The sequence below is a fragment of the Amycolatopsis nivea genome (assembly GCF_004522235.1).
GTDB classification, from domain to species: domain Bacteria; phylum Actinomycetota; class Actinomycetes; order Mycobacteriales; family Pseudonocardiaceae; genus Amycolatopsis; species Amycolatopsis nivea.
The window spans coordinates 1-22,347 of the sequence record NZ_SDLT01000016.1 but is presented as its reverse complement, the minus strand read 5'-3'; the positions used below and the strand labels follow the sequence as shown (position 1 = coordinate 22,347).

Genomic DNA, 22,347 nt, shown 5'->3' with positions numbered 1-22,347 from the left:
GAGTGCCGGTGTCGCGCAGGTCACTGGGGTCTCCCGTCCGACCCGCCCGCTGCCGCGTCGGCCGACGCTGCCCGGGTTCATGGGTGGTCACCGCCGCTGACCTGGGCTGTTGTCCCGGCGAGCAGAAAAGGGGACCCCCCTGAAACGGGGCCTGAACGCCCTGCTAATCTTTTCCACGTCGCCGAGGGAAACCACAGCGGCGGGAAGCACCAAGCGCCATTAGCTCAATTGGCAGAGCAGCTGGCTCTTAACCAGCGGGTTCGGGGTTCGAGTCCCTGATGGCGCACCCTTAATCCCCAGGTTCGAGAAGTTTTCGACCTGGGGATTTTGGTTTTCTGGAAGCTTTTCTTCCGGTTCCGGACTGTCCACAATGGTCGGTGGCGAGCCCGAGTCGCGCCCGAGCTGTCGCGGTGCTGACCGCGGGATGATCTTGGCGGTGGCCTCGGCCGCCGCGAGCGCGACTTCGGGCAGCACGGTGGTGTAGGTGTCCATGGTGACGGTGATCGAGGAATGCCGGAGCATGTGCTGCACCACCTTCATGTCCGCCCCGGCCGCGAGAGCGAGAGTGGCCGCTCCGTGGCGCAGGTCGTGCAGCCGGATCGGCGGCAACCCGGCCTGGCGTGCCAGCTCCTGAAAACGCGCGGTGACATCGGCCGGGTGCAACGCGCTGCCATCGGGCTGGGTGAACAACAGTCCGCTGCCGACCCAGCCGGCACCAAGCCGCGCGATCGCCTCATCCTGGTCTGCCAGGTGCTGACGCAGCACGAGCACCGTGCCGCCGTCCAACGCGACCAGGCTCTCCGACGACGTCGTCTTGGGCGCGGACTGCCCGGTCTCCCAGCCGTACTGCACGATCTGATTCGTCACATCCAGCGCAGCGGAATCCAGATAGGTGTCGACGCGCCGCTGACCGCATGCTTCCCCGCGCCGAAGCCCGACATGAGCGATCAGATGGAACAACGCGTACAGCGGATCGTGGACCGCGTGGTCGAGGAACCGGCCGGTCTGCTGCGGGGTCCACACCATCACCGGCGACGGAACCTCTCCCGTCTCCCGCCACCGCGCGACCCGCTCGTCGGTCCACACCTTCGCGGTCGGGCGTTTGGCCGGGGGCAACTCCACCAACGACGCGACATTGACCGTGAGCAGGCCTTCCTTCACCGCCGGGCTCAGCGCCGCCCGCAGCGTTTCCCGGATCCGCCGGATCGAGGTCGGTCCGACCGGCCGCTGCCACTTCACGGCCGCGACCTTGCGGGGATCCTTGCTGGCCCGGTACTCGGCGATCACGTCGTTGTGCTCCACGATCGCGTCGAACATGCCCTCCAGATGCGCCACACGCAGTTTGTCCCGGCGAATATGTCCCAGATGCGGCCGCAGATACAGCCGCACATGCGACTCGTAGGAACGGTAGGTGTTGCGGGAGCGGGTTTTCTTTTTCGTCGCGAGAAACGCGGTGAACACCTCGTCCATCAAAGGGTGCTCCAGCACCTCTGCCCCGGCCCGCACCAGCCGGCGCATGTCTTCCAGTTCCGGGAGTTTCTGGCGTGCGGTGATCGCGGCGGCGATCACGTCCGCGATCTTGCCCAGGGTGTCCTCGTCGTCCCCGGCGAGCGCGAGCAGGTCGCCGACGTGACTGAGTTCCTTCTGCGCCTTCGTCGCGGTCTCGAACCCGCTGCGACGCCGCGGCCGACGATTCCCGCCGCGGTCCGCGGGCAGCTCGATGCGGTAGCACCACTGCCCGTGCCGGCTCTGTTCCAGTCTCGGGCACGCCGCACCCAGACTGCGACCGTTGCTGTCCTTGCAGGAACAGCGTTTGTACACCGATCCCTCGGCCATCGCCTGCCGCCTTCCCCTCGGTTGCGTTGAATCAGCGGGTTGCCGTCATGCTCGCGCTGCAGAACCCGCTCGGGGAAGCCCGAGCCCGAGCGACACCACCCGATCCGGCGAATCCCCGAGCAGCGCTCAGCCAGCAGGCTCGTCCAGGCCAAGGACCCGTCGCAACCCGGCGGTCGGGACGCGGTATTCCCCGCCGACGCGCAGCACCGGACACGGGAAACCACCGTCGCGCGCCAGCGCGTACGCCGTCGTCCGGCCGATCCGCAACGCCCGCGCCGCGGTCATCAGATCCACCACCGCCGGCAACGCGGCCACCTCCCCCAACGTCAGCACGGCCGCTGCGTTCACGAGACCACCGCACCCGTCAGGCGGCGGCAGGCCAGGTCGTGACAATCCGGATCCAGATCGACGCCGACGAACGAGCACCCGTGTTCCAGCGCGGCGATCCCGGTGGTCCCGCTGCCGCAAAAGGGATCCAGCACCACACCACCGGGCGGGCACCCCAGACGGACACAACGCCGCGCGATCTCCAGCGTCCCCGCTGCCGGATGCCCCGTACCCGAACGCCCCGCCGGGACCCGCCAAAGATCCGTCATCCCCTCCGCCGCGAACCAGTGCACCGGCGACCGGGTCAGCAGGAACACCGACTCGTACCGCTGGGCAAGCCGGTCCCGCACACTCTCCGGCCGCGCGTTCGGCTTCTCCCACACCACCGCATTCCGCACCAGCCACCCACGATCCTGCAACGACAACGCCACCCGCCACGGCACACCCACCAGATCCTTGCGCCGAAACAACGACTGCGGCGGCCGATGCACCCCGTACCCCGTCGCCGCCCGCACCGCAGCAGTGCGCGCGACCGAGCCCGGCGCCACGTAATTCCCCCACGACCCGCCGAAACAATCACCCAGATTCAGCCACACCGTCCCGCCCAGCGCCAGCACCCGCGACAGCTCCCCGAAGACCCCGGCCAGTCGCGCGACATATCCATCCACGGTGGACTCGACACCGTATTGCCCGACGACGCGGTAGTCCCGCAAACCCCAATACGGCGGCGACGTCACGACGCAATCCACCGACCCAGCTGCCATCCCTGCCACCACCTCACGCGCATCGCCGACGCACAACCGCACCGCCGCCCCAGTTCCGGCCGTCATCGGTCTCCCCCATGCCTGCCTGCGTCCAGTCGCCGCTGTGCGAGGTCGTGGTAGGCGGGGTTGGTGTCGATGCCGGTGAAACGCCGGCCGAGCGCGCGAGCGGCCACGCCGGTGGTGCCGCTGCCGCTGAACGGGTCCAGGACGTGACCGCCCGGCGGGCATCCGGCCGCGATGCACCGGCGCGGGATCTCCACCGGCGACGGTGCCGGATGGCCGCCGCGGGTGCGGTCGGGTGGAACGGTCCACACGTTGCCGGGGTTGCGACCGCGCTGCCCGTCGGCGGGTGCGCGAAGCCAGGTTCCGCGTGCTGTATTCGGCTTCGTGCCGCCGCGGTAGGCGCGACGGGACAGGGCACGGTCGCCGGTATACGGCTGCCGGATCGCGTCGAGGTCGAAGTAGTAATCCGGTTGCGTGACGAACAGGAAGAGCATCTCGTGGCGGGTCGCGAGCCGATCGGAGACCGGGGTGGGCGTGGCGTGGGGCTTGTGCCACACGATCGCCGACCGCAAGATCCACCCGTCGCTTTGCAGTGCGAAGGCCAGCCGCCACGGCATGCCGAGCAGATTCTTGTGCGGCACGTCCGCTCGTGACCGGTAGTGCGGCTGACCGGCCTGGCCGGGGGTCGCGCACCAGTAGCCGTCGGAGTTGGTGGAGTAGCTGTCACCCAGGTTGACCCACACCGTGGCCCGCGGAGCCAGCACGCGCCGGGCCGCGGCGAACACCGCGCGAAGGGCTGCGAGGTAGTCATCCGCGGTCGCTTCCAGCCCGGTCTGCGGATGCTCGCGCCGGTCCCCGCAGTCTTGGCACCGCCACCGCCTGGCACCCGCGTCGCGGAGACTGGCCGGGCGGTGACGGCAGCCGGGTCGGCCGCCGGTCCAGGCGTCCGGGGCGTAGTCGCGCAGCCGCCAGTAAGGCGGGCTGGTGACCAGACAGTCCACCGAATCCTCTGGCAGATTGCGGAGCGCGGCTTCCGCGTCGGCGGTCACCAGCGTGATGGCGGCGTCCGCACGGGCGTGTGCTGCGCAAGTAGTCATGCGGCCCTCCCGGTGTCCTGTGCGGGGAGGCCGAGACGGCGCAAGCCGATGTCGTGGAACGCCGGGTTGAGGTCGATGCCGAGATAGGACCGGCCGAGCCGACGCGCGGCCAGTCCCGTCGTGGCCGCACCGCTGAACGGGTCGAGCACCACACCGCCGTCCGGGCATCCCGCGGCGATACAGCGCAGCGGGATGTCGACCGGGAACGCGGCGAAGTGCGCTTCCCGCAACGGGCGGGTGGTGATCGACCAAACGTCACCAGGATTCTTACCCCGAGCGTGCGCGGCGGTGTGCCGAGCCCCGGTCGGGCGCATCGCGTCCCCCGGGGCTTTCCCTGCGAACGGTTCAGTGTCGCGGTATTTGCCGTACACGCTGTGCCCGCGGCGACGCGCGGTCGCACCGATCCCGCCGTGGCGGCCCTTGTTCGCACCGCCGAAGACGATGCCCTCCCCGACCGCCTCGGGACAGGCAAATGGCTCGCGGATCGGATCGAGGTCGAAGAAGTACTTCTGCTGTTTGGTCAGCAGGAACAGCATCTCGTAGCGATTGGAGAGCCGGTCGCGCACGGACTCGGGCATCGCGTTGGGTTTGTGCCACACGATCGCGTTGCGCAGAATCCAGCCGTCGGCCTGCAACGCGAACGCGACCCGCCACGGCATCCCGACCAGGTTCTTCCGCGGCAACGACCGCGTGCGCGCCACCCCGGCCTGGCGCACCGATTCCCGCAGTGGCGCTGCTGCGCTACGGCCGGACAAGGTGCTCGCCCGCATCGCGTCCCCGGTGCGGCCGGGCGGTTCGGCAGAGTACGAGTCGCCCAAGTTCAGCCACACCGTGCCGGTGTCGGCCAAGACACGATGCAGCTGCGCGAAGACCTCCCGCAGCCGGTCCACGTAGTCCTGCGGGGTCGGTTCAAGGCCGTGCTGGTCGTCCTCGCGCTGGGCGCCGCACCGGCGGCAGCGCTGCGGCACGCCACCGCGATGCGCCGCGGACGCGGGATAGGCAAGCCCAGGGTGTTTGGACTGGGGAACGTTGCCGCCACGTCCGGCCGCGGCCAGGTGCGCGCACCCGGGATCGCCGCCGACCCAAGTTCCGGTCCCGTAGTCGCGCAGCCCCCAGTACGGCGGGCTGGTGACCACGCAGTCCACCGAATTGGCTGCCAGGCCGGTCAACGTGGTCGCGGCGTCGCCAGTGTAGAGCGTGACCGCGTCGTCGCGGTAGTAGACCGTGTCCATAAGGTTTGCTCCTTCGGCACGTTGAGCAGAGGTTGCGAGCCGCAGTAGGTCGGATCGCGTCGCCGCGCCGCAGACGGGCACCGACGCGCATCTTGCGTGAAGCGGTCCACACTTCAGGCGACGACCAAATCGGGCCTTGTTCCGTGCCAGGCGCGGTGCGACGGCGCGGGCAGCGCGGGGAGGGGTTGGTTCAGAGCCGGATAGGCCGCGTCGGGATCGGCCCGGAGCACCAGCGCGGTGTGATGTGCGGGCAGCGCGACCGGATGCCCGAGAGCGCGTTCGGCACGGGCGGCGGCGCGGCGCTGAGCCAGCGACGCGCGGGTGTAGGTGCGGCCTCGCCGCACGGTGGCGGTCAGCGCCACACACCGCGCGACTGGTGCCAGCCCGGCAGCGGTGGCGACCGCCGTGATCCGGCTGGGAACGTCGAGCAGGTCGTGCCGCACTGGGTGGCGCCGCGGGGCACTGGTGATGACCGCGTGCCCGCCGGGACGCAGCAGCGGCCGGTACTGCGTCAGCAGTCTGTGCAATCGCTCCAGCGCACCATCCATGTCGCCAGCCGGACTGGGCCGCAGGGTCGTCAGGAGGAGGTCGATCCGCCCGGTCAGTCCGGCGGTGGCCGCGGCGACCGCGGTGCCGGGGCGTCGGTCGAGGATGAGGACCATGCCGTCGGCGAACACCCCGCGCGCCTTTGTGGCAGTCACGTTGGTGCGCGCCAGACGCCACCAGCGCCGCTGCCCGGTCAACCCGATCGCGTGCCGCCCGCCCCGTAGCGCTTCGACGATCGTAGTGCCCGCCCCGCAGTCGGGATCGAGCACGACATCGCCGGGCCGAGTCAGCGCCGCGATGGCGTGGCGGGCGATCGCCGGGGCCATCAGAGCGTGGTCGGCACCGGTGGCGTCGTGGTAGCCGCCCTCGTTCAGCTGGGCCGTCAGACTGTCGGTCCCGGTCGGCCACACCGACGCCACAACCGGGCCTTCGGACCGCTCCCCCGCCGGGCGGGGGTGCTGCCTCCCAGTGCGCTTAGACATCCGAGGTCTCCTTCCCGTCGAAAGCACCCTCGTCCGTCGCGTCCGGCGACAATCGACCGAGCAGAACGAGGTCGTGATGCACCGAGCGCAGCGGCGGCGCTGCGGCGTCGACCGCGCGCGGCGAGAAGTCCAGCGTCGAGGCCGCGATGCCTGCGCGGCCAGCGGCTACGGGGCGGTTCGGCAAGGTCGACACGGGCGTAGCGAGCACGGCGATGTGATCGAGACATCGCAACCCGCGACTACCCAGCGTGCTCAGCGCAGTCGCGTGCGGGTCGCGTAGTCGCCCATCACGGACATCGCTGTGTGTGACTACGGCGATAAGGCCGCCCGGAGTGAGCAGGGCGTCCCAGTCGGTGTGCGCGAGCCAGTCGGTGGCGTGCGGATCGAGCGCGGTGATGATCAGGTCGAACCCGCCATGCGGTCGGTCCCCGTCGCGACGCCGAGGGCGTGCGGAGTCGGGGTGCGGTTCGGCCACCGGGTGCAGCCCGAACCGACCGAGTCGGAGTCGCGACCCCGACTCGGATCCGGCGCAGGGGGCCGAGTCGGGGTGCTCGGCCGGGTAGCCGGGTGCGGGTGCCGCAGTCGCGGCGTCGGCACCGCGGCCGAGCCGGGAAACGGTCCAGACCGCCTCGGCGAGACCTGCGTACGGGGTGGCGCTGCGGGTGCCGTCAACCGCGCGCCGAAGAGCGCGCGGGGACGGCGGTGGAGTAAGCAGAAGGACGCGGTCGCCGGGGCGGGTGTAGGTCGTCACGAGGGTGACGACCGTGCGTCCGAGCCAGCCGGGAAGCAGTGCAGTACCGGGCAGCATTTCCGCCTCGGCGAACGGCCAGAAGGTCGCCGGACGTGGCCTGCGGGCAACTGCGGTTGCAAGCTTGGTCTGTGGCGCGCGATGCCGACTGCGGCGGAGGCCGGCAGTGTCGCGATGCGGCAAGCGGTGGTGACGGCGTCCGGGCTCGGGGTGCGGTGGTGAAGTCATCGGTGGCCTTCCTCGCGGTGTGATCGGCGTGGTCTGCCAAGTCGCCCCAAGAGGCGGGTTTTGGGGCCGTTTTTCGACACCGCTCGCCCAAGTTTTTTCATAACCTCCGAAGTCCTGCACCGTACGCAGAGAGAAACGAGTCCGAATAGGTCGACACTTTCCCAGCTTCCCGGAAGGATTCAAGCCAGGACGGCCGGGGTTGACCCGCTTTCGAATCACCCGGGTTCGGGTCAAGAAGAATTTCCGACCAGAACAAAGCAAGCCCCCGGAGCTGCCGCGGACCCGCCTGAGCCGGCCGCCGACTGCCCACTAAGGATCACTTAAACGACCAGCTCACAAGCTACTAAGACGATCACGGACACCGCCAGGACAGGTTGCCCTGCGTGAGGTTTCCGAATCCTTCGAAGCTTCGCTTTTAGTAGCCAATTTCACCTACTAAGAAGATCATCTTTGTTCTTTTCTTGTCTTTTTCTTGTCGCCGCCCTGGCGTCCTGACGGAGCCGATTCCACGAACTCCAGTCAGGAGCACGCCAATGACGAACGACGAGACCGTGTCCGCGCCTATCCGCCCCGATCACGAAGGGCACGACTGGCTGCCGCTAGACACCGCGCGCGACGCTTTCGGGTGGCTGGTCACCGGGCCGAAGCCGATGGCTGTGCACGGGGCCCGGTTCGCCGGATTGCCACGGCGTCCGGTGCCGCTGGACGAACTGCGGGACCGGGTGATGAGCAAGCAGTGCCCGCCCCGCACGCGCGACGATGTGTGGGCGCACCTGGTGCTGCGCTCCCGCGCGCACGGGGGTGCCTGGACGGTGGCGTGCGTCGGGATGGCCCTGCCGTCGCTGGCCTCGAGCGCGCGATGGCTGGCGGCGCGGTATCGCGGCGATCGCGCGGACGCGCACGCGGCCGTGCTCGCCGGGTTTGTCCACGCGCTCTCGACGGTCGATCTGGCTGACCCGGCCATCGCGGTCCGGCTGCACTTCGCCGCGCGCCGCGCCGGGCAAGCAGCATTGGAGGAGTCGCTCGACGCTCCGATGCCTGCGGGCTCGGGCTATCGGTCCGCGGTGCCGCGCCCGCCGTACGGACACCCCGACTTGGTGCTCGCGCGGGCGGTCGGTGAGCAGATTCTCACCCCCGCCGAAGCGGAACTGATCTCGTCGACCCGGCTCGGCGAAACCTCGGTGACCGGCTGGGCGCAAACCCACGGAGCCGCGCTCAAGACCGCGTTCAAGGCCCGCGATCGAGCTGAAGACCGACTCGTCGCGTGGCTGCGCGATCAGCTCGCCGACACCGACTCCGACGACCCCGTCGCGGACGTAGCTGTCTCCGCTCTGCTCACCGGCTCACCGGCCGCTCCCGCCGAGGAGAAGCCGCACTCGTCACGTGCCGTGAGCGGTCGTCTGCGCAACGGCCGGCCAGTCGATTCCAAGAAATCGTCACGAGCGGTGTCGAAAAAGGACCCGAAATCCGGCCTCTTGGGGCGCGGGGAGATCCCACCCAGCTCTCCGCGTACCGCCGAGCACGAGCCGATTTCGGAGGTGCGCCGATGCGCGTGACACCCCATCCCCAGATCCGACGCGCCACCGCGCCGGCGCGCTCGCCCGCGTCGAGCGCATCCGAACAGAACCGACTCCGCACGGGCACCATCAGGCGCGCGCGGCCGACTGCACACACGGATGGTGCACGTCCATGTCATCGGACCTCTCAGTCGCGACCGGTGCGCAGCACGGTGACCCACTCCGTGGTCTTAGCGCTACTCGGCACGGTCCTGCTCAGTGTGCTCAGCGCGGATGCGGCGCAGGCCTCCACACAGGTTCTCGCGATCGCGAGCAGCGTCGGCCAGGTCTTCGACAACATCCGCAATTGGCTGGTCGGCATCCTCGCCGGGCTGGCGACGGTGTTCCTCACCATCGGCGGCGTCCGGTACCTGATGGCCGCGGGCGACCCCGGCGAAGTGGAGAAGGCCAAGCAGTCGTTCAAGAGCGCCGGGTGGGGCTACGGGCTGGCGGCGCTGGCACCGCTCGTGGTGGAAATCCTGCGCGGGATTGTCGGGGCCTGACGCCATGGCCGCGCCCCGACACCCCGGCCCGTCCGAACCCGATCGCGGCGAGCCCGGCACCGGCGCACGCCCGGCGGACCCGGCGCGCCGGGAGAGGGTCCTGCTCGCACCGCAGCGCGTCGGCCGTGGTTCCCGGCGGCGGCTGGTCTGGCTGCTGGCGCTCGGCCTGACGGTGGTGCTCGGCAGTGTGCTGGCCGTCGGTGCATGGGCCTCGCCCGGCGCGCCCCCGCAGCCCGGTGCGCAGCAGGCGGCGCTGGCGCAGCAACCGCCTCCGTTGCCGCTACCACCCAACCCCAGCAACTCGTGTGCCCCGAACTCGCCGGACCCGTCGTGTCACTTTCCGACAGGCTCTCCGCGCCCGTCGGTCCCAGCGACGCCGCTGCCGCCGATCACCGAGCTGCCGCCGCCGACAAGTTGCTTTCCCGGCCAGATCGGATGCACCCCCGGCGGCCCGACCACCGCACCAAGCACGAGCGCGCAACCGAACCCGCCGTGCACAGGCGAGGACTGCATTCCGCAGCCCACCCCGCCGCCGAGCACTGGCCAGCAACCGGGCGGTCCCAGTACGGGAAACGACGATCCGGAGTGCGGGCTGACCAACATCACCGGCTGTATCGCCAAGGCGATCAACGGTGTCTTCAAGGATCTGGTCAATGCCGCCCTGTCGCCGATCCTGGACTTGCTCGGCCACACCGCGCTGACCACGCCGACGCTGGACCAGCTTCCCGGCATCGGCGAGCTGTGGGACAACTCGTGGCAGATCGTGCTGGCCTGCTACGGGATGCTGCTCCTCGTCGCCGGGATCGTGGTGATGTCCCACGAGACGGTGCAGGCACGGTATTCGATCAAGGAGATCGGCCCGCGGATCCCGATCGGGTTCCTCGCCTCCGCGCTGTCGCTGTTCTTCGCCGAGAAGCTCATCCGGCTGACCAACGCGCTGTCCGCCGCAGTGCTCGGCGACGGAGTGAATCCGCCGTCGGTGGGGTCCACGCTCAAGGACGCCGTCGAGGGTGCGGTCTCCGGCGGGTTCTTCATGATCCTGCTGGCGCTGGTGCTCGTGGTCGTCGGGATCGCCCTGCTGATCGTCTACGTCTTCCGCGTGGTCATCACGCTGATTCTCATTGTCACCGGGCCGCTTTTTCTGATGTGCCACTGCCTGCCCCATACAGATGGCATCGCCCGGTGGTGGTGGAAGGCGCTCGGCGCGACGCTGGCGATCCAGGTTGCCCAGTCACTCGTGCTGATCAACGCCGTGCGGACCTTCCTGTCCGGCGGGGTGCGTCTGTTCGGCTCGACACTGTCCGCGCTCGGCATGCTCATCGCCGCGATCACCTTGTTCTACATCTTGTTCAAGATTCCGTTCTGGTTCCTCTCGGCCACCAAGCTCGGCAGCGGCCGTTCCTTCCTCGGCGGGCTCGCGAAGGCGTACATCGCGGCGAAAACGTTCGGGATGGTCGCCGGGAAGTCCGGAGGGTTCGGCAAGGCCGGAGCGGTCGCCGGTGGCGGAAAAGGCAGTAAGCGCGGCGGTGCCGCTGCCGATCCGCCGTGGCCCGCTCAGCCGCGGATCGCGCCGACACCGGAGGCGGTCAACCAGCGGATGCAGGCGGCCTACGACAAAGAGCGCACCCGTGCTGCCCAGCACCCTCGCCCGCCCTCGCAGCGACCGGAGTTTCTGCAGCCCGGCCCCCAGGAGACCACCCACGACCCAGCCGTCACCCCGGCCAATCAAGGACCCGTCATGCCCGAATTCAGTTCAGCATCCAAACCCGACACTCCAGTCCCACCGCCGGCCGGACGGCGCCGCAGGCAGGCTCCGGCGGCGCCCAGGTTCCAAGCACCCGGTGCACCGCGCCGCGCAAGCGGCAACACGCCCCCGGCCCGGCCGGTCGCGGCGGCCGCAGTTCCGCCGCACTTGCGGTTCCAACCGCCGACGCCGGACCCGTCCCACGTGTCCCGGCCAGTCACGCCCGCGACGGCGCCACCCGCCGCACCGGCGTTCCGGACCGCGCACCCGGAGCCTCGCCTCGGAGACGCCCGCCCGCGCACGCCGTCCGTCCCGCCGGTGACGTTCCGGGCGCCCACCCCACCGAAATCCGCGCCGACATCCCCGCCTCGCGGAGGTGAGAAGTCATGACTCAGCCCGTGCGCATCCCTGCCGACGTCGACCGCGAAGACCGCGTCCTAGCCAATCTCACCGTTCGTCAGCTGGCGATCCTCGCGGTGACCGGGATCGTGCTCTACGGCGGCTGGACGCTAGCCCGCGGTGTGGTCCCGCTGCCGGCGTTCCTGATCGTCGCGATTCCTATCGGGGTCACCGCCGCGGTCCTGGCGCTGGGGCGACGCGACGGCATGAGCCTGGACCGGCTCGTGCTCGCCGCACTTCGCCAGCGGCTGCAACCCCGCCGCCGGGTCGCCGCCCCCGAAGGTGTCCGGCCCGCACCGGAGTGGCTGACCAGCAGCATCACCGCGTCCGACGCCACCGGCGCGGCGGGCACATCGGAGGTGTCTCCGGCGGCGCTGCGGCTGCCCGCGGAAGGGGTCACCGAGGCCGGTGTCGTCGACCTCGGCCCCGACGGGGTCGCGATGGTCGCGGTGGCCAGCACCGTCAACTTCGCGCTCCGCACGCCCGGTGAGCAGGAGGCGCTGGTCGCCAGCTTCGGCCGGTATCTGCATTCGATCTCCGCGCCGGTGCAGGTGCTCATCCGGGCCGAACGTCTCGACCTGAGCCGCCAGATCAGCGACCTGCGCGAGGCCGCCCCCGGCCTGCCGCATCCGATGCTCGAAGCCGCCGCACGGGAGCACGCGACCTACTTGGACCAGTTGCGCCGCTCCACCGATTTGTTGCGCCGCCAGGTGCTGCTGGTGCTGCGCGAGCCGGTCCGCGCAACGGGGCCGACCGACGGGCTCGGCGGCGCGTCCCCGCTCACCCTGCTGCGGGCGCGACGCGCCCGCGGACGGGACGGCGAGATCACCGAGACCGCGCGGCGCTCGGCGGAGGCCCGGCTCGTGCGGAGGCTGGGCGAAGCCACCGAACTGCTCTCCCCGGCCGGGATCACGATCACGCCCCTGGACGCTGGGCAGGCCACTGCCGTGCTGGCCACCGCGTGCAATCCCGACAGCCTGATCCCGCCCTCGGCGGGTCTGGCCGGTGCAGACGAGGTGATCACCACCGCTGCCCCGGATCCCGACGACGAACCGCCAGTCCATCACCGAAGCACGGCCACCCGGGCCGGGCGTGACAACGCGCCGCCGGAGCCGTCGGCCTTGGATGAGTGGGAGGGCGGGGACCTATGAGCAGGAAGTTCGGCCGTGATCGAGGCCGCGGCGCGCGGGATACGAATGCACCGTTGGGAAGGGCCAGTGCGTTCACACCGGATTCGCTGTCGGTCGCGCCCCGGCATCTGGAGATCGGCGGCGAATGGGTCTCCTCTTTCGCGATCACCGGCTATCCGCGCGAGGTGCACGCGGGGTGGCTGCAACCCCTGCTGTCCTACCCCGGCCGCGTGGACGTGTCGCTGCACATCGAGCCGATCGACCCGGTCACCGCCGCCAACCGGCTCAAGCGCCAGCTGTCCAAATTGGAGTCCGGGCGACGGCACACCAGCGAGAAGGGACGGTTGCTGGACCCGATGGTCGAGGCCGCGACCGAAGACGCCTACGACCTCTCGGCGCGCGTCGCCCGCGGCGAAGGGAAGTTGTACCGGCTCGGGCTGTATCTGACCGTGCACGCCACCAGCGAAGACGATCTCGCCGAGCAGGTCGCCGCAGTGCGGGCGCTCGCGGCGTCGCTGCTGATGAACGCCCAGCCGACCACCTACCGGTCGATGCAAGGCTGGGTGTCCACCCTGCCGCTGGCGCTGGACTTGATCGGCATGCGCAGAACTTTCGACACCAGTGCGCTGGCCGCCGCGTTTCCCTTCACCAGCCCCGATCTGCCTCCCGCTGACCCGACCAGTGTCGCCGCACCGGCCGGTGTGCTATACGGGTTCAACGTCGGCTCGCAGGGTTTGGTGCATTGGGATCGCTTTTCCGCAGACAACTACAACGCGGTGGTGCTCGGGCGCTCCGGCGCGGGCAAGTCGTACCTGGTGAAGCTGGAAACCTTGCGCAGCCTCTACCGCGGGGTCGAGGTCGCGATCATCGACCCGGAGGACGAGTACCGGCGGCTGTGCGAGGCCATCGGCGGCACCTACATCCACCTCGGCGACGCTGACGTCCGCATCAACCCGTTCGACCTGCCGATCGCCGTCCGCCCGGACGGGCGTCGCACCGCGCCTAAAGACGCCCTGACCCGGCGGGCGTTGTTCCTGCACACCGTCACCGGGGTGCTGCTCGGCACCGACCTGTCTGCACAGCAACGCGCCGTGCTCGACCGGGCGATCATGGCCACCTATCAGCAGGCCGGGATCACCAGCGACCCGCGGACCTGGGGCCGGCAGGCGCCGCTGCTGGCCGACCTCGCCGCAGCCCTCACCGGCACCGCAGACCCGGTCGCGGCGGACTTGGGCACCCGGCTGCACCCGTTCGTCGAGGGCGCGTTCTCCCCAATGTTCTCCGGGCCCACCACCACAAGGCCCGAGGGACACCTGACCGTGTTCAGCCTGCGGGACCTGCCCGACGAACTCCGGCCGATCGGGACGCTGCTCACGCTGGACACGGTGTGGCGGCGGGTGTCCAACCCGGCCATCCGTCGGCCAAGGCTGATCACGGTCGACGAGGCATGGCTGCTCATGCAAGACCCTGCCGGGGCGCGGTTTCTGCACCGGATGGCCAAAGCAGCCCGGAAACACTGGGCGGGCTTGACGATCGCGACCCAAGATGTCGGGGACGTCCTCGGGACGAACCTGGGCAAGGCGATCATCGCGAACGCGGCTACGCAGATTCTTCTCCGTCAAGCGCCGCAAGCGATCGAGGAGATCGTGGCAACCTTCAACCTGTCCGAGGGCGAGAGGCAGTTCCTGATTTCCGCGGACAAGGGGCAAGGTCTGCTCTCGACCGGGACACAGAGAGTCGCGTTCCAGTCGCTGGCGTCTCCGCAGGAAAACGCGCTCATCACTACAGATCCGGCCGAATTGGCGCGGTACGCGGAGCACGAATCTAGCACGGACGACGGCGCGTTTGTGGACCTCGGCGTCCATGACACTGAGCTGGCTCTTGATGCGGACGCTGACGGTCACGTCGACCTCGACATCGCCGCATAGCCTGCCCCGCCACATGCGGGCCTCCTGAACCACAACCGTTCTGCCCAATTTATTTGCTCGCCTGACTTCTTTTGCGAGGTGTCGTATGTCTTCTTCCGCCAGCGTGACCCGACCGGGTCGGTTGCTGACGCAAAACCGGGAGATGCGCGCAATCGGTGTCTGGAACTGGACTCTGCCCGCGTTAGCCGCCCGGCTGCCCGACGGACGCACGCAGGTGACCTGCCCGGCGGCAAGCGCATGCGCTCGGATCTGCTACGCGCGCAATGGAACCTATCTCTTCCCTGCGGTCAAAGCCAAGCATACCGCCAATCTCGCGTACGTCCTCGAAGACTTGCCCGGTTGGGAAGCAGCCATGATCAGTGAACTGTCGGCACCGCGCCTCGCCGGGAAATTTATCAGGGTGCACGACGCAGGGGATTTTTTCAGCGATGCCTACACTTTGGCGTGGTGTCGCGTGATGCGAGCCTGCCCGCAGGTGACGTTCTATGCGTATACCAAGGAAGTTCGGCGGTTCAAGCGACTGATCGAACCGGGCCCGCCCGAGAACTTCCTGTGGGTCTACAGCTACGGCGGTCGTGAAGATTCGTTTATCGATCCCGACCGTGACCGGGTCGCCGATGTGTTTCCCGATGAGGACGCCATCACCGAGGCCCCCGAGTGGTCATCGCAGGAAGCCTCGGATCTGCTCGCCGTGCTCGGCCCGCGATTGGTCGGGGTGCCCGCGAACCGCATCCCGCAGTTCCTCAAGCGCATGGGCGGACGACGGCTGTCGGAGTGGCAGGCCGAGATCGACGCCGAACGGGCACACAGACGGCAGCGTCATCTGCGGCTCGCACCCAACGACCCGTCCGCTCCTGCACCGACGCCGGAAGCCCGAGCGAGCGTGAACGATGCCGAGCGACACGCGGCCTGAATCCACGTCCTTACGACTCTTCCTTGCGAGAGGGGATTTCTGATGCCTTCTACCCAGTCTTTTGCCGCTTCGGCGAGGCTGCTCGCATCGCCGTTGCAGGACTACCTCCGCGATCCCGGTGCCGCAGTGCGCGCTGTCTTCGCCGCGCTGCGGGAATTCGCACTGTCCTGGGGGCCACTCGCCGGGCCGGCCATTGCGCTCGCGGTGACTGGCGTCGTGGCCGGGCGCCGGTGGTGGGCGCGCCGGTGCCACGACCGGATGGCCGCCGACGCCCGGGTGGTCACAGTGCTGGCTCCGCCCACGGTCGATCCGGACGGCGCAGCGGCCTTGTACTCCAACCTGGTCGGGTTGTTGCGATCCGGCTGGAAACGGCGGATGCACGGCCAGCCGCACATCGTGTGGGAGTACGTGTTTTCCCACACCGGGGTTGCCTTGCGGCTGTGGCTGCCGGGCGTCGTGCCGCCCGGCATGGCCGAGCGCGCCATCGAGGCTGCCTGGCCCGGCGCGCACACCCGCACCGCACCCGCCAAGCCGCCGATCCCCTTGTCCAATCCGCCGGGCAAAGCAGTCGAGGCCGTAGGCGGTGAACTGCGCCTGGCCCGGAGCGAAGCACTTCCTATCCGGTCGGACTTCCCCGCTGATCCCGTCCGCGCCTTGCTGGGCGCCCCGGTCGGCATGGCCATCCAAGAACGTGCCGTAGTACAGATCCTCGCGCGCCCGGTCACCGGCGCTCGTGTTCGCAAAGCTCGCCGAGCCGCCCGCCAGGCCCGCGCAGGCAGCTCGGTCAAGCTGGCCGGACGCCTGCTAGACCTCATCACCCCGCACACCGGATCACGCAAGCCCAGCACGACCGCCAAGAAGCAGGTCGTCGATCACCAAACCTCCCTGGAAACCTCGGCGCAGGACCGGGTCATCGTGACCAAACAGCGCAGCTCCCAGTACGAGACCCGCATCCGTTATGCCGTGGCCACCCTGGTCGACGAGCACGCGACCAGCGCTGAGCGGGTTCCGGTGCGTGAACACTTGCGCGGACGCGGCCATGCCATCGCCAGCGCGTTCGCGGCCTACAGCGAACACAACTACTACCGTCGCGTCCGGCTCACGCATCCGGTCAAGTCCGTGTCCGAACGACGCCTCACCTCCGGCGATCTGCTCTCGATCGCCGAGCTGGCCGCGCTCGCGCACGTCCCGACCGACGAGGCCGTGCCCGGTTTGCAGCGCGCCGGGGCGAAGGCGGTTCCGCCGCCACCGGGTATCGCCACCGAGGGAGCCGGGGTGAAACCGATCGGGATCACCGACTCCGGCCACCCCCGGCCGGTGGGGCTGCGCGTCGCCGACTCGCGCCATCATCTGCACATCCTGGGTGCGACCGGTTCGGGCAAGTCCGAGTTGATGGCGCGGATGATCCTCGCCGACGCCGACGCCGGCCGCGGACTGGTCGTCATCGATCCCAAGGGAGACCTGGTCGCCGACACCCTCATGCGGCTGCCATCACGGCTCGGAAAGAACGTCGTGCTCTTCGACGCCGACAGCCGCTACCAGCCGCCCGTGCTCAACCCACTCGAAGGCGACGACACCGCCCGCACGGTGGACAACCTGGTCTCGATCTTCTCCCACGTTTACGCCTCCAGCTGGGGGCCGCGCACCGAGGACATCCTGCGCTCGGGGCTGCTGACATTGCGCGAGCTGCCCGGCACACCCACGCTGACCGACCTGCCGAAACTGCTGACGGGGCCCGCCTTCCGGCAGCGTGCGCTCGAACAGATCTCCGACGACGTCCTGACCGGCTTCTGGCACTGGTACGACGATTTGTCCGCCGCCAGCCGGGCACAAGTCGTCGCGCCCCTGATGAACAAGCTCCGCGGCCTGCTGCTGCGCCCGTTCGTGCGGGCATCCCTCGCCGGGGGTGAGTCCACCGTGGACATGGACGCCGTGCTCGACGGCGGAATCTGCCTGGTGCGCTTGGGCAAGGACGCGCTCGGGATGGACACCGCCCGGCTGGTCGGCTCGATCGTGGTGGCCCGCACCTGGCAGGCCGCCACCCGACGCGCCCGGATACCGCAGCGCGACCGCCACGACGCCGCGCTCTACATCGACGAGTGCCACAACTTCCTCAACTTGGCGTACCCGATGGAGGACATGCTCGCCGAAGCCCGCGGCTACCGGATGTCGATGACGCTCGCGCACCAGTACCTGCGGCAGCTGCCGCGCGAACTCGAGGAAGGCATCAGCACCAACGCCCGCTCGAAGATCATTTTCTCGGCGTCGCCCGAAGACGCCCGGCACCTGGCCCGGCACACCGCGCCCCGGCTCTCCGAGCACGACCTCGCCAACCTCGGCCGCTTCCACATCGCCGCGCGACTGGTCCTCGACAGCGAGGAAGCTCCTCCGTTCACTGCGGTCACCGAGAAGCTGCCGCCCGCGATTCCCGGGCGAGCCAAGCAGATCCGTCGACTCGCGCTCGTGAACACCGAACCTCGACACACACCCGAACCGGCCGAGAACGACCAGCCGGTGACATTCGATCCACGCCGCGCGGCCTGACCCCGCTCAGCCTTTTCCGTTGGTGCGCACGGCGTTCCCGCGTCCCGCAGACCTGGAGGTGCCTGTAACCATGGCGAGCAATCCCACGCCGCAAAGGCAATTGCGCACGCATCGGCCGAAACGACCTGTTGCGCGCGTGCTCAACTCGGCCGAGCACCACGCGTGGCTGGCCCGGCATCTCACCGACCGCGACCGGTGGCTGTGCCGGATGCTGTTCGAGCACCACGTGCTCACCAGCACTCAGATCATCGACATCGCCTTCACCGGGCGCCGCGGGGCGAACCTGCGCCTGCGCAACCTCTACCAGTGGGGTGTGCTGCACCGGTTCCAGCCGCACCGCGACCGCGGCTCGCACCCGATGCACTACGTCCTCGACACTGCCGGAGCCGTCGCCCTCGCCCGCGAGGACGGCATTGACCCCAAAGAACTGGGCTACAGCCGTGAGCGCGAGATCGGACGTGCGTTCTCACTGCAGCTGGCGCACACCGTGGGCAGCAACGGGCTGTTCACCACCCTGATCCGCCGAGCCCGCCAGCCCGGTGCCGCTGGCGTGCTCGCGGCGTGGTGGTCGGCCGCCCGGTGCGGCCGGCACTGGGGCGACATCGTCACCCCGGACGGCTACGGACGCTGGCGCGAGGCCGGCCGGGACGTCGAGTGGTTCATCGAGTTCGACTTCGGCACCGAGCAACTGTCACGCCTGGCGAGCAAACTCGCCCGCTACGAACGGCTGGCCGAGGTCACGGGCATCACCACACCCGTGCTGGTGTGGCTGCCCAGTGCCAGGCGCGAGGTCAACGCACGCAGGGCGATGGCCGAGGCGCTGCGCGGTCTCGACCGGCCTGCACGCGTCCCCGTGGCGACCAGCAGCGGCGAGGCCACCGCTGACCCGCTCGATATGGCCGCGCCGCGCTGGCTACGGCTCGACGAGCCCGGCACCGCCGGTCGAGTGGCGCTGGCTGACCTGCCCACCCTCTGGCCGGACCTGCGTGCCTCGGCTCCCGGTGGTGGGCAGCGTCCGACTGCCGCGGTGCCTGGCGCCGCACGTCCGGAGATGGCCCCGCCCTCCCCGATGCCCCCGCCCGATCCCGCGTGTCCGTGGAGGTGATGCGTCATGGGCAAGATGGCCGCCGCCGGTGCCGGGTTCGTCGTCGTGATCATGCTCTTCATCGGCGGCGGCGCCATCGCGGTGGTTCAAGCCGTCTTCGGCAGTTCCAGCAGTTCCGCCAGCGGCTCGAACTGTGCCCCTGTTGGGGCCAGTGCGACCTCGGCAGCGGGGTACGGACCACAGGAGATGGGCAACGCGGCGACGATCGTCGCGGTCGGCAAACGGATGAACGTGCCCGAGCAGGGCTGGGTCGTCGCGGTCGCCGCGGCGCTCACCGAGTCACGGCTGAAGAACCTGAACGATGGCGATCGCGACAGTGTCGGCCTGTTCCAGCAGCGGCCCTCGCAAGGCTGGGGAACGGTCGCACAGATCATGGACCCCGCCTATAGCAGCGAGCAGTTCTACCGGCATCTGCTGGCGCTTCCGAACTGGCAGAACATGCCGGTCACCGTTGCTGCCCAGACCGTGCAGCGATCGGGCTTTCCCGACCGCTACGCGAAATTCGAGCCAGCAGCGCGCCAGATCGTCGGAGCGGTCCAAGGAGCCACCTGCACGAACGGTGCGACGACCGGCGGCTGGACGACCCCCACGAGCGGCACCTGCACCTCCAGATTCGGGTACCGCGGCAATGAGCTCCACAAAGGACTCGACATCGCCGCGCCCATAGGCACGCCGATCCTGGCAGCCAACTCCGGCACGGTGATCAGCTCAGGCCCGGCGTCCGGCTACGGACTGTGGGTGCGCATCCAGCACGGAGACGGGATCGTGACGATCTACGGTCACAACGACCACAATCTGGTCCGCGAAGGACAATCCGTTCGGGCCGGCGAGCCCATCGCCGCGGTCGGAAACCGGGGAGCGTCCACTGGAGCGCACCTGCACTTGCAGATCGAGGCCAATGGGCAGGCCGTCGACCCTGTGGAGTTCTACCGGCAGCGAGGAGGCCAGCTATGCGGATAGGTGCGCACAGTGGCGTTGTCTCTCGATTTCTGTCTGCGGGCCGGGATAGCCCGGCGGATTACTCGTCGGCCGGGGTGCCTTTGAGATGGTTGTAGAGGTTCGCCCGGCTGAGGCCGACCTCCTTAGAGATTCTGGTCTTCGGCACACCGGCCTTGTCTGCTTCCCGGATGTCGGCGAGCCGCTCGGTGCGTTCGGCTTTCAGCTGCTTGGTCAGGATCTCTTTCATCTCCTGCAGCGAGCTTTCCACGTCCCGGATGCTCTCCAGCGTGGTCTCGATCGCCTCCACGCGTTGTCGGCGAGCGCGCAACTGCGCGATGTGCTCGTCCTTGTCCATCTGCGGCCCTCTCTCGCGTGGCCAGGTTGACCGGTCTCCGGGCTTGGCTGTCCATCTGTTCGACACTATGTCGCCCTAGACACCTTACCGAGACAATCCGCGACCAGAGGGAGTGCCACGACTAGGGTGTCGTGGTCACAGCCCGAGGCTGAACTGGTCCAACGGGGCGTCGGCACCCACAGACGGTGACCTCGGCGGCACATGCGCTCGCCGGCCTGACCTGCCCCCTCGTCCGGCCGAGGGGGCTCAGCCCGGTTGACCCCGGCGCATACAGGGCCGGTCGTACGCTGGCATCAGATGCCTCTTCGCGGCTTGGTCGCGATAGGGAAACGCCGCCGCCGGGCCGGCGCGATACGTTGCGAGACATGCAAAGCGGACAGGTTCGGTGTGGGTGCCGATCGTTGTTGGGATGATCGGGCTCGTCGGGGTGGTCGCAGGTCAACTCGTCAACGCCTGGCGCGAGGATCGGCGCTGGCGCCGCGAACAGGAACGCGAAGACGTACGGTGGGCGCGGGAGAGCAAACGCGAGTCGGTCAAACTCGACCGCGACACGAAGATCTTGATCTTTGGTGAACTGCTTCAATCCCTGAACCGGGCTCATTCGCTGCTCGACAGAATTCGCGAAGCAAGTGGTAAAGAGGCCCTCAAAGGAATCACTTCGGAATATCTGAACAATGTCCACAAAATTCGCGCAAAGGCTGCCGAAGTTCAACTGATCTGTTCACCCGACATGCACCGGTTCTTCTCTAAAGGAATGTCTGACATGTGGTTGCTTCCCGCGATGATGTACGGCGTCGACGTCGACGATCCCAGGACTGGTGAGCCCGCGGGGACTCTCAGCGCCGAGGATGCGATGGATAGAATCAGCGGGTTTCGGAGCGATTTTCTGCGCCTTGCCCGCAATGAACTCGTCATCGGGGCAACAATGCGGTAAGCCTCGAGGCATGAAGACCTGCCGTGGGAGTTCCGGGGTTGACTCGCGGTGAATCCGCCGAGTAGACCCAGGCGTATAGATCGCAATCCGTGCGGGCGTGCAGGCTGCAGTAGGGGTGTGGGGCGTACTGCTGGCCTGCGGGTTTGCGCGACGGTGGCAGTAGTGCGGACGTCGCCGACTTCGATTCACGGGCACACACCCAGGTGCGACGAGGAGGTCCACGAGCGCCGGCCACCGTTGACGCCGAACTATCTGCTGACGCTGCAGGTGGCGAGCTGGGTCAAACGGTCGAGCGGCAACCGATGGGTGCGGTGCCTCGTTGGCCGGGTGTCGCTCGGCCGGGTAGATGGTGGCGAGATGCGCACCTGACCCGGTCATAAGCGTGACACTGTCGCCGGAGACCCGGGGCAGCGAAGCGGGTTGCGTGATTGAGTGCGTCACGCTGTCGTTCGCTGGCACACGCGTAACAGGCGGGTTGCGGAGCGCCTGCATCAGCTATCAATGACTGGGTCGGTGCCCGGTGCCTCATACGCGTCGACGACTTCCGGCGGCATCTGCTCAGTGGTGCGGTAGCCGCGCAGCTTGTGCCAGGCGACGGTCCAGGTGGCTTCTTTCTCTCCGCGCCGGGGTGGCGGGAAGACTGGGTTCGGCACGGTGACCGACTTCTTGTTGACTCGCCGTACGCGCATCCACATGTTGTTGTACAGCACCCAGTCGCCCGTGCTCACGGTGTCCGGCCCCAGCGTGGACGCCTTGCCCTCAGCCTGGAGCTGGGCGTAGACGCCCTTCCAGTAGTCGATTTGCTCGGTGAGGGTGGCGATTTCGCGCCGCAGGTAGACCGCGCGCTCCTCTCCGGGGTGCTGGATTCCCCAGCGGTGCCGCGGTTGGCCGTGCTCGTCGGTCTCGGTCACCCAGCCCGGTTCGCCGGCGAGTTCGCGTTGAAGACGCCTGCGGTCGGCTTCCTGCTTCTCGATCCGATTGGCCACGGTAACCGGGTGGGCCTGACCCGTTTTGACGGACATCCGAGATCAGGG

General features: G+C 68.9%; 18 protein-coding genes, 1 tRNA gene and 1 pseudogene. 11 read left to right on the top strand and 9 right to left on the bottom strand.

Translation table 11 applies throughout. The features are described from left to right. Positions 1-213: 213 nt before the first annotated feature. Positions 214-286: transfer RNA gene (locus EIZ44_RS20065), tRNA-Lys, on the top strand. Positions 287-531: 245 nt separating this feature from the next. On the opposite strand, the pseudogene EIZ44_RS46170 reads toward EIZ44_RS20065, so the two are convergent. The 7 genes and pseudogenes from EIZ44_RS46170 to EIZ44_RS20030 form a co-directional block, all read right to left on the bottom strand. Beyond that, positions 532-1,026 (bottom strand): annotated as a pseudogene (locus EIZ44_RS46170) (site-specific integrase); the annotation flags it as partial. Between the two features lie 936 nt (positions 1,027-1,962). Further along, positions 1,963-2,184 carry a helix-turn-helix domain-containing protein gene (locus tag EIZ44_RS20055; RefSeq protein WP_043839057.1) on the bottom strand — a complete coding sequence of 74 codons (222 nt, stop codon included), beginning with the start codon at positions 2,182-2,184 and terminating at the stop codon, positions 1,963-1,965. Beyond that, the gene (locus EIZ44_RS20050; RefSeq protein ID WP_051173139.1) at positions 2,181-2,993 is read right to left on the bottom strand and encodes a DNA-methyltransferase; all 813 of its coding nucleotides are present in this window, start codon (positions 2,991-2,993) and stop codon (positions 2,181-2,183) included. The genes EIZ44_RS20055 and EIZ44_RS20050 overlap by 4 nt, the downstream gene beginning before the upstream one ends. Beyond that, a complete protein-coding gene (locus tag EIZ44_RS20045) occupies positions 2,990-4,027 on the bottom strand; it encodes a DNA-methyltransferase (protein ID WP_043839060.1) in 1,038 nt (345 codons plus the stop codon). Before EIZ44_RS20045 ends, EIZ44_RS20050 begins: the two co-directional genes overlap by 4 nt. Next, complete coding sequence (locus EIZ44_RS20040) at positions 4,024-5,259, bottom strand: DNA-methyltransferase (protein WP_051173141.1); 1,236 nt, start codon at positions 5,257-5,259, stop codon at positions 4,024-4,026. The genes EIZ44_RS20045 and EIZ44_RS20040 overlap by 4 nt, the downstream gene beginning before the upstream one ends. Positions 5,260-5,372: 113 nt before the next feature. After that, positions 5,373-6,287 (bottom strand): DNA methyltransferase, encoded by a 915-nt coding sequence (locus EIZ44_RS20035; protein ID WP_043839062.1) that lies wholly within the window; start codon positions 6,285-6,287, stop codon positions 5,373-5,375. Beyond that, positions 6,280-6,762, bottom strand: a complete 483-nt coding sequence (locus EIZ44_RS20030) for a hypothetical protein (protein WP_134730390.1) — start codon at positions 6,760-6,762, stop codon at positions 6,280-6,282. The genes EIZ44_RS20035 and EIZ44_RS20030 overlap by 8 nt, the downstream gene beginning before the upstream one ends. A 1,034-nt stretch (positions 6,763-7,796) precedes the next feature. On the opposite strand from EIZ44_RS20030, the gene EIZ44_RS20025 reads away from it, so the two are divergent. From EIZ44_RS20025 to EIZ44_RS19985, 9 genes are all read left to right on the top strand, one after another. Next, on the top strand, positions 7,797-8,819 hold the full coding sequence (locus EIZ44_RS20025) for a hypothetical protein (RefSeq protein ID WP_051173144.1): 1,023 nt from the start codon (positions 7,797-7,799) through the stop codon (positions 8,817-8,819). Between the two features lie 185 nt (positions 8,820-9,004). After that, positions 9,005-9,322, top strand: a complete 318-nt coding sequence (locus EIZ44_RS45155; RefSeq protein WP_200864550.1) for a pilin — start codon at positions 9,005-9,007, stop codon at positions 9,320-9,322. A 4-nt stretch (positions 9,323-9,326) separates the two neighbouring features. Further along, positions 9,327-11,456 (top strand): TrbL/VirB6 family protein, encoded by a 2,130-nt coding sequence (locus EIZ44_RS20015; protein WP_043839064.1) that lies wholly within the window; start codon positions 9,327-9,329, stop codon positions 11,454-11,456. Continuing rightward, a complete protein-coding gene (locus EIZ44_RS20010; protein ID WP_037817383.1) occupies positions 11,453-12,616 on the top strand; it encodes a PrgI family protein in 1,164 nt (387 codons plus the stop codon). Before EIZ44_RS20015 ends, EIZ44_RS20010 begins: the two co-directional genes overlap by 4 nt. Then, the gene (locus EIZ44_RS20005) at positions 12,613-14,523 is read left to right on the top strand and encodes a VirB4 family type IV secretion system protein (RefSeq protein WP_043839066.1); all 1,911 of its coding nucleotides are present in this window, start codon (positions 12,613-12,615) and stop codon (positions 14,521-14,523) included. The genes EIZ44_RS20010 and EIZ44_RS20005 overlap by 4 nt, the downstream gene beginning before the upstream one ends. A gap of 85 nt (positions 14,524-14,608) precedes the next feature. Further along, entirely contained in the window at positions 14,609-15,436 is an 828-nt protein-coding gene (locus EIZ44_RS20000) for a GP88 family protein (protein WP_043839068.1), read from the top strand. Positions 15,437-15,478: 42 nt separating this feature from the next. Beyond that, on the top strand, positions 15,479-17,980 hold the full coding sequence (locus tag EIZ44_RS19995) for a type IV secretory system conjugative DNA transfer family protein (RefSeq protein ID WP_051173148.1): 2,502 nt from the start codon (positions 15,479-15,481) through the stop codon (positions 17,978-17,980). A gap of 70 nt (positions 17,981-18,050) precedes the next feature. After that, positions 18,051-19,085, top strand: a complete 1,035-nt coding sequence (locus EIZ44_RS19990) for a replication-relaxation family protein (RefSeq protein ID WP_037817374.1) — start codon at positions 18,051-18,053, stop codon at positions 19,083-19,085. A 6-nt stretch (positions 19,086-19,091) separates the two neighbouring features. Beyond that, positions 19,092-20,045 carry a M23 family metallopeptidase gene (locus EIZ44_RS19985; protein ID WP_101434550.1) on the top strand — a complete coding sequence of 318 codons (954 nt, stop codon included), beginning with the start codon at positions 19,092-19,094 and terminating at the stop codon, positions 20,043-20,045. 58 nt (positions 20,046-20,103) lie between these two features. Here EIZ44_RS19985 and EIZ44_RS19980 read toward each other — a convergent pair whose 3' ends face one another. Next, positions 20,104-20,379, bottom strand: a complete 276-nt coding sequence (locus tag EIZ44_RS19980) for a helix-turn-helix domain-containing protein (protein ID WP_037817372.1) — start codon at positions 20,377-20,379, stop codon at positions 20,104-20,106. Positions 20,380-20,788: 409 nt separating this feature from the next. Between EIZ44_RS19980 and EIZ44_RS19975 the strand changes: the two genes are divergently transcribed. After that, positions 20,789-21,313 (top strand): hypothetical protein, encoded by a 525-nt coding sequence (locus EIZ44_RS19975; protein ID WP_134730387.1) that lies wholly within the window; start codon positions 20,789-20,791, stop codon positions 21,311-21,313. A 491-nt stretch (positions 21,314-21,804) separates the two neighbouring features. Here the strand turns inward: EIZ44_RS19975 and EIZ44_RS19970 are convergent, their stop codons facing one another. Then, positions 21,805-22,299: a hypothetical protein gene (locus EIZ44_RS19970; RefSeq protein WP_134662597.1), complete on the bottom strand. Its 495-nt coding sequence runs from the start codon at positions 22,297-22,299 to the stop codon at positions 21,805-21,807. Between the last annotated feature and the right edge of the window lie 48 nt (positions 22,300-22,347).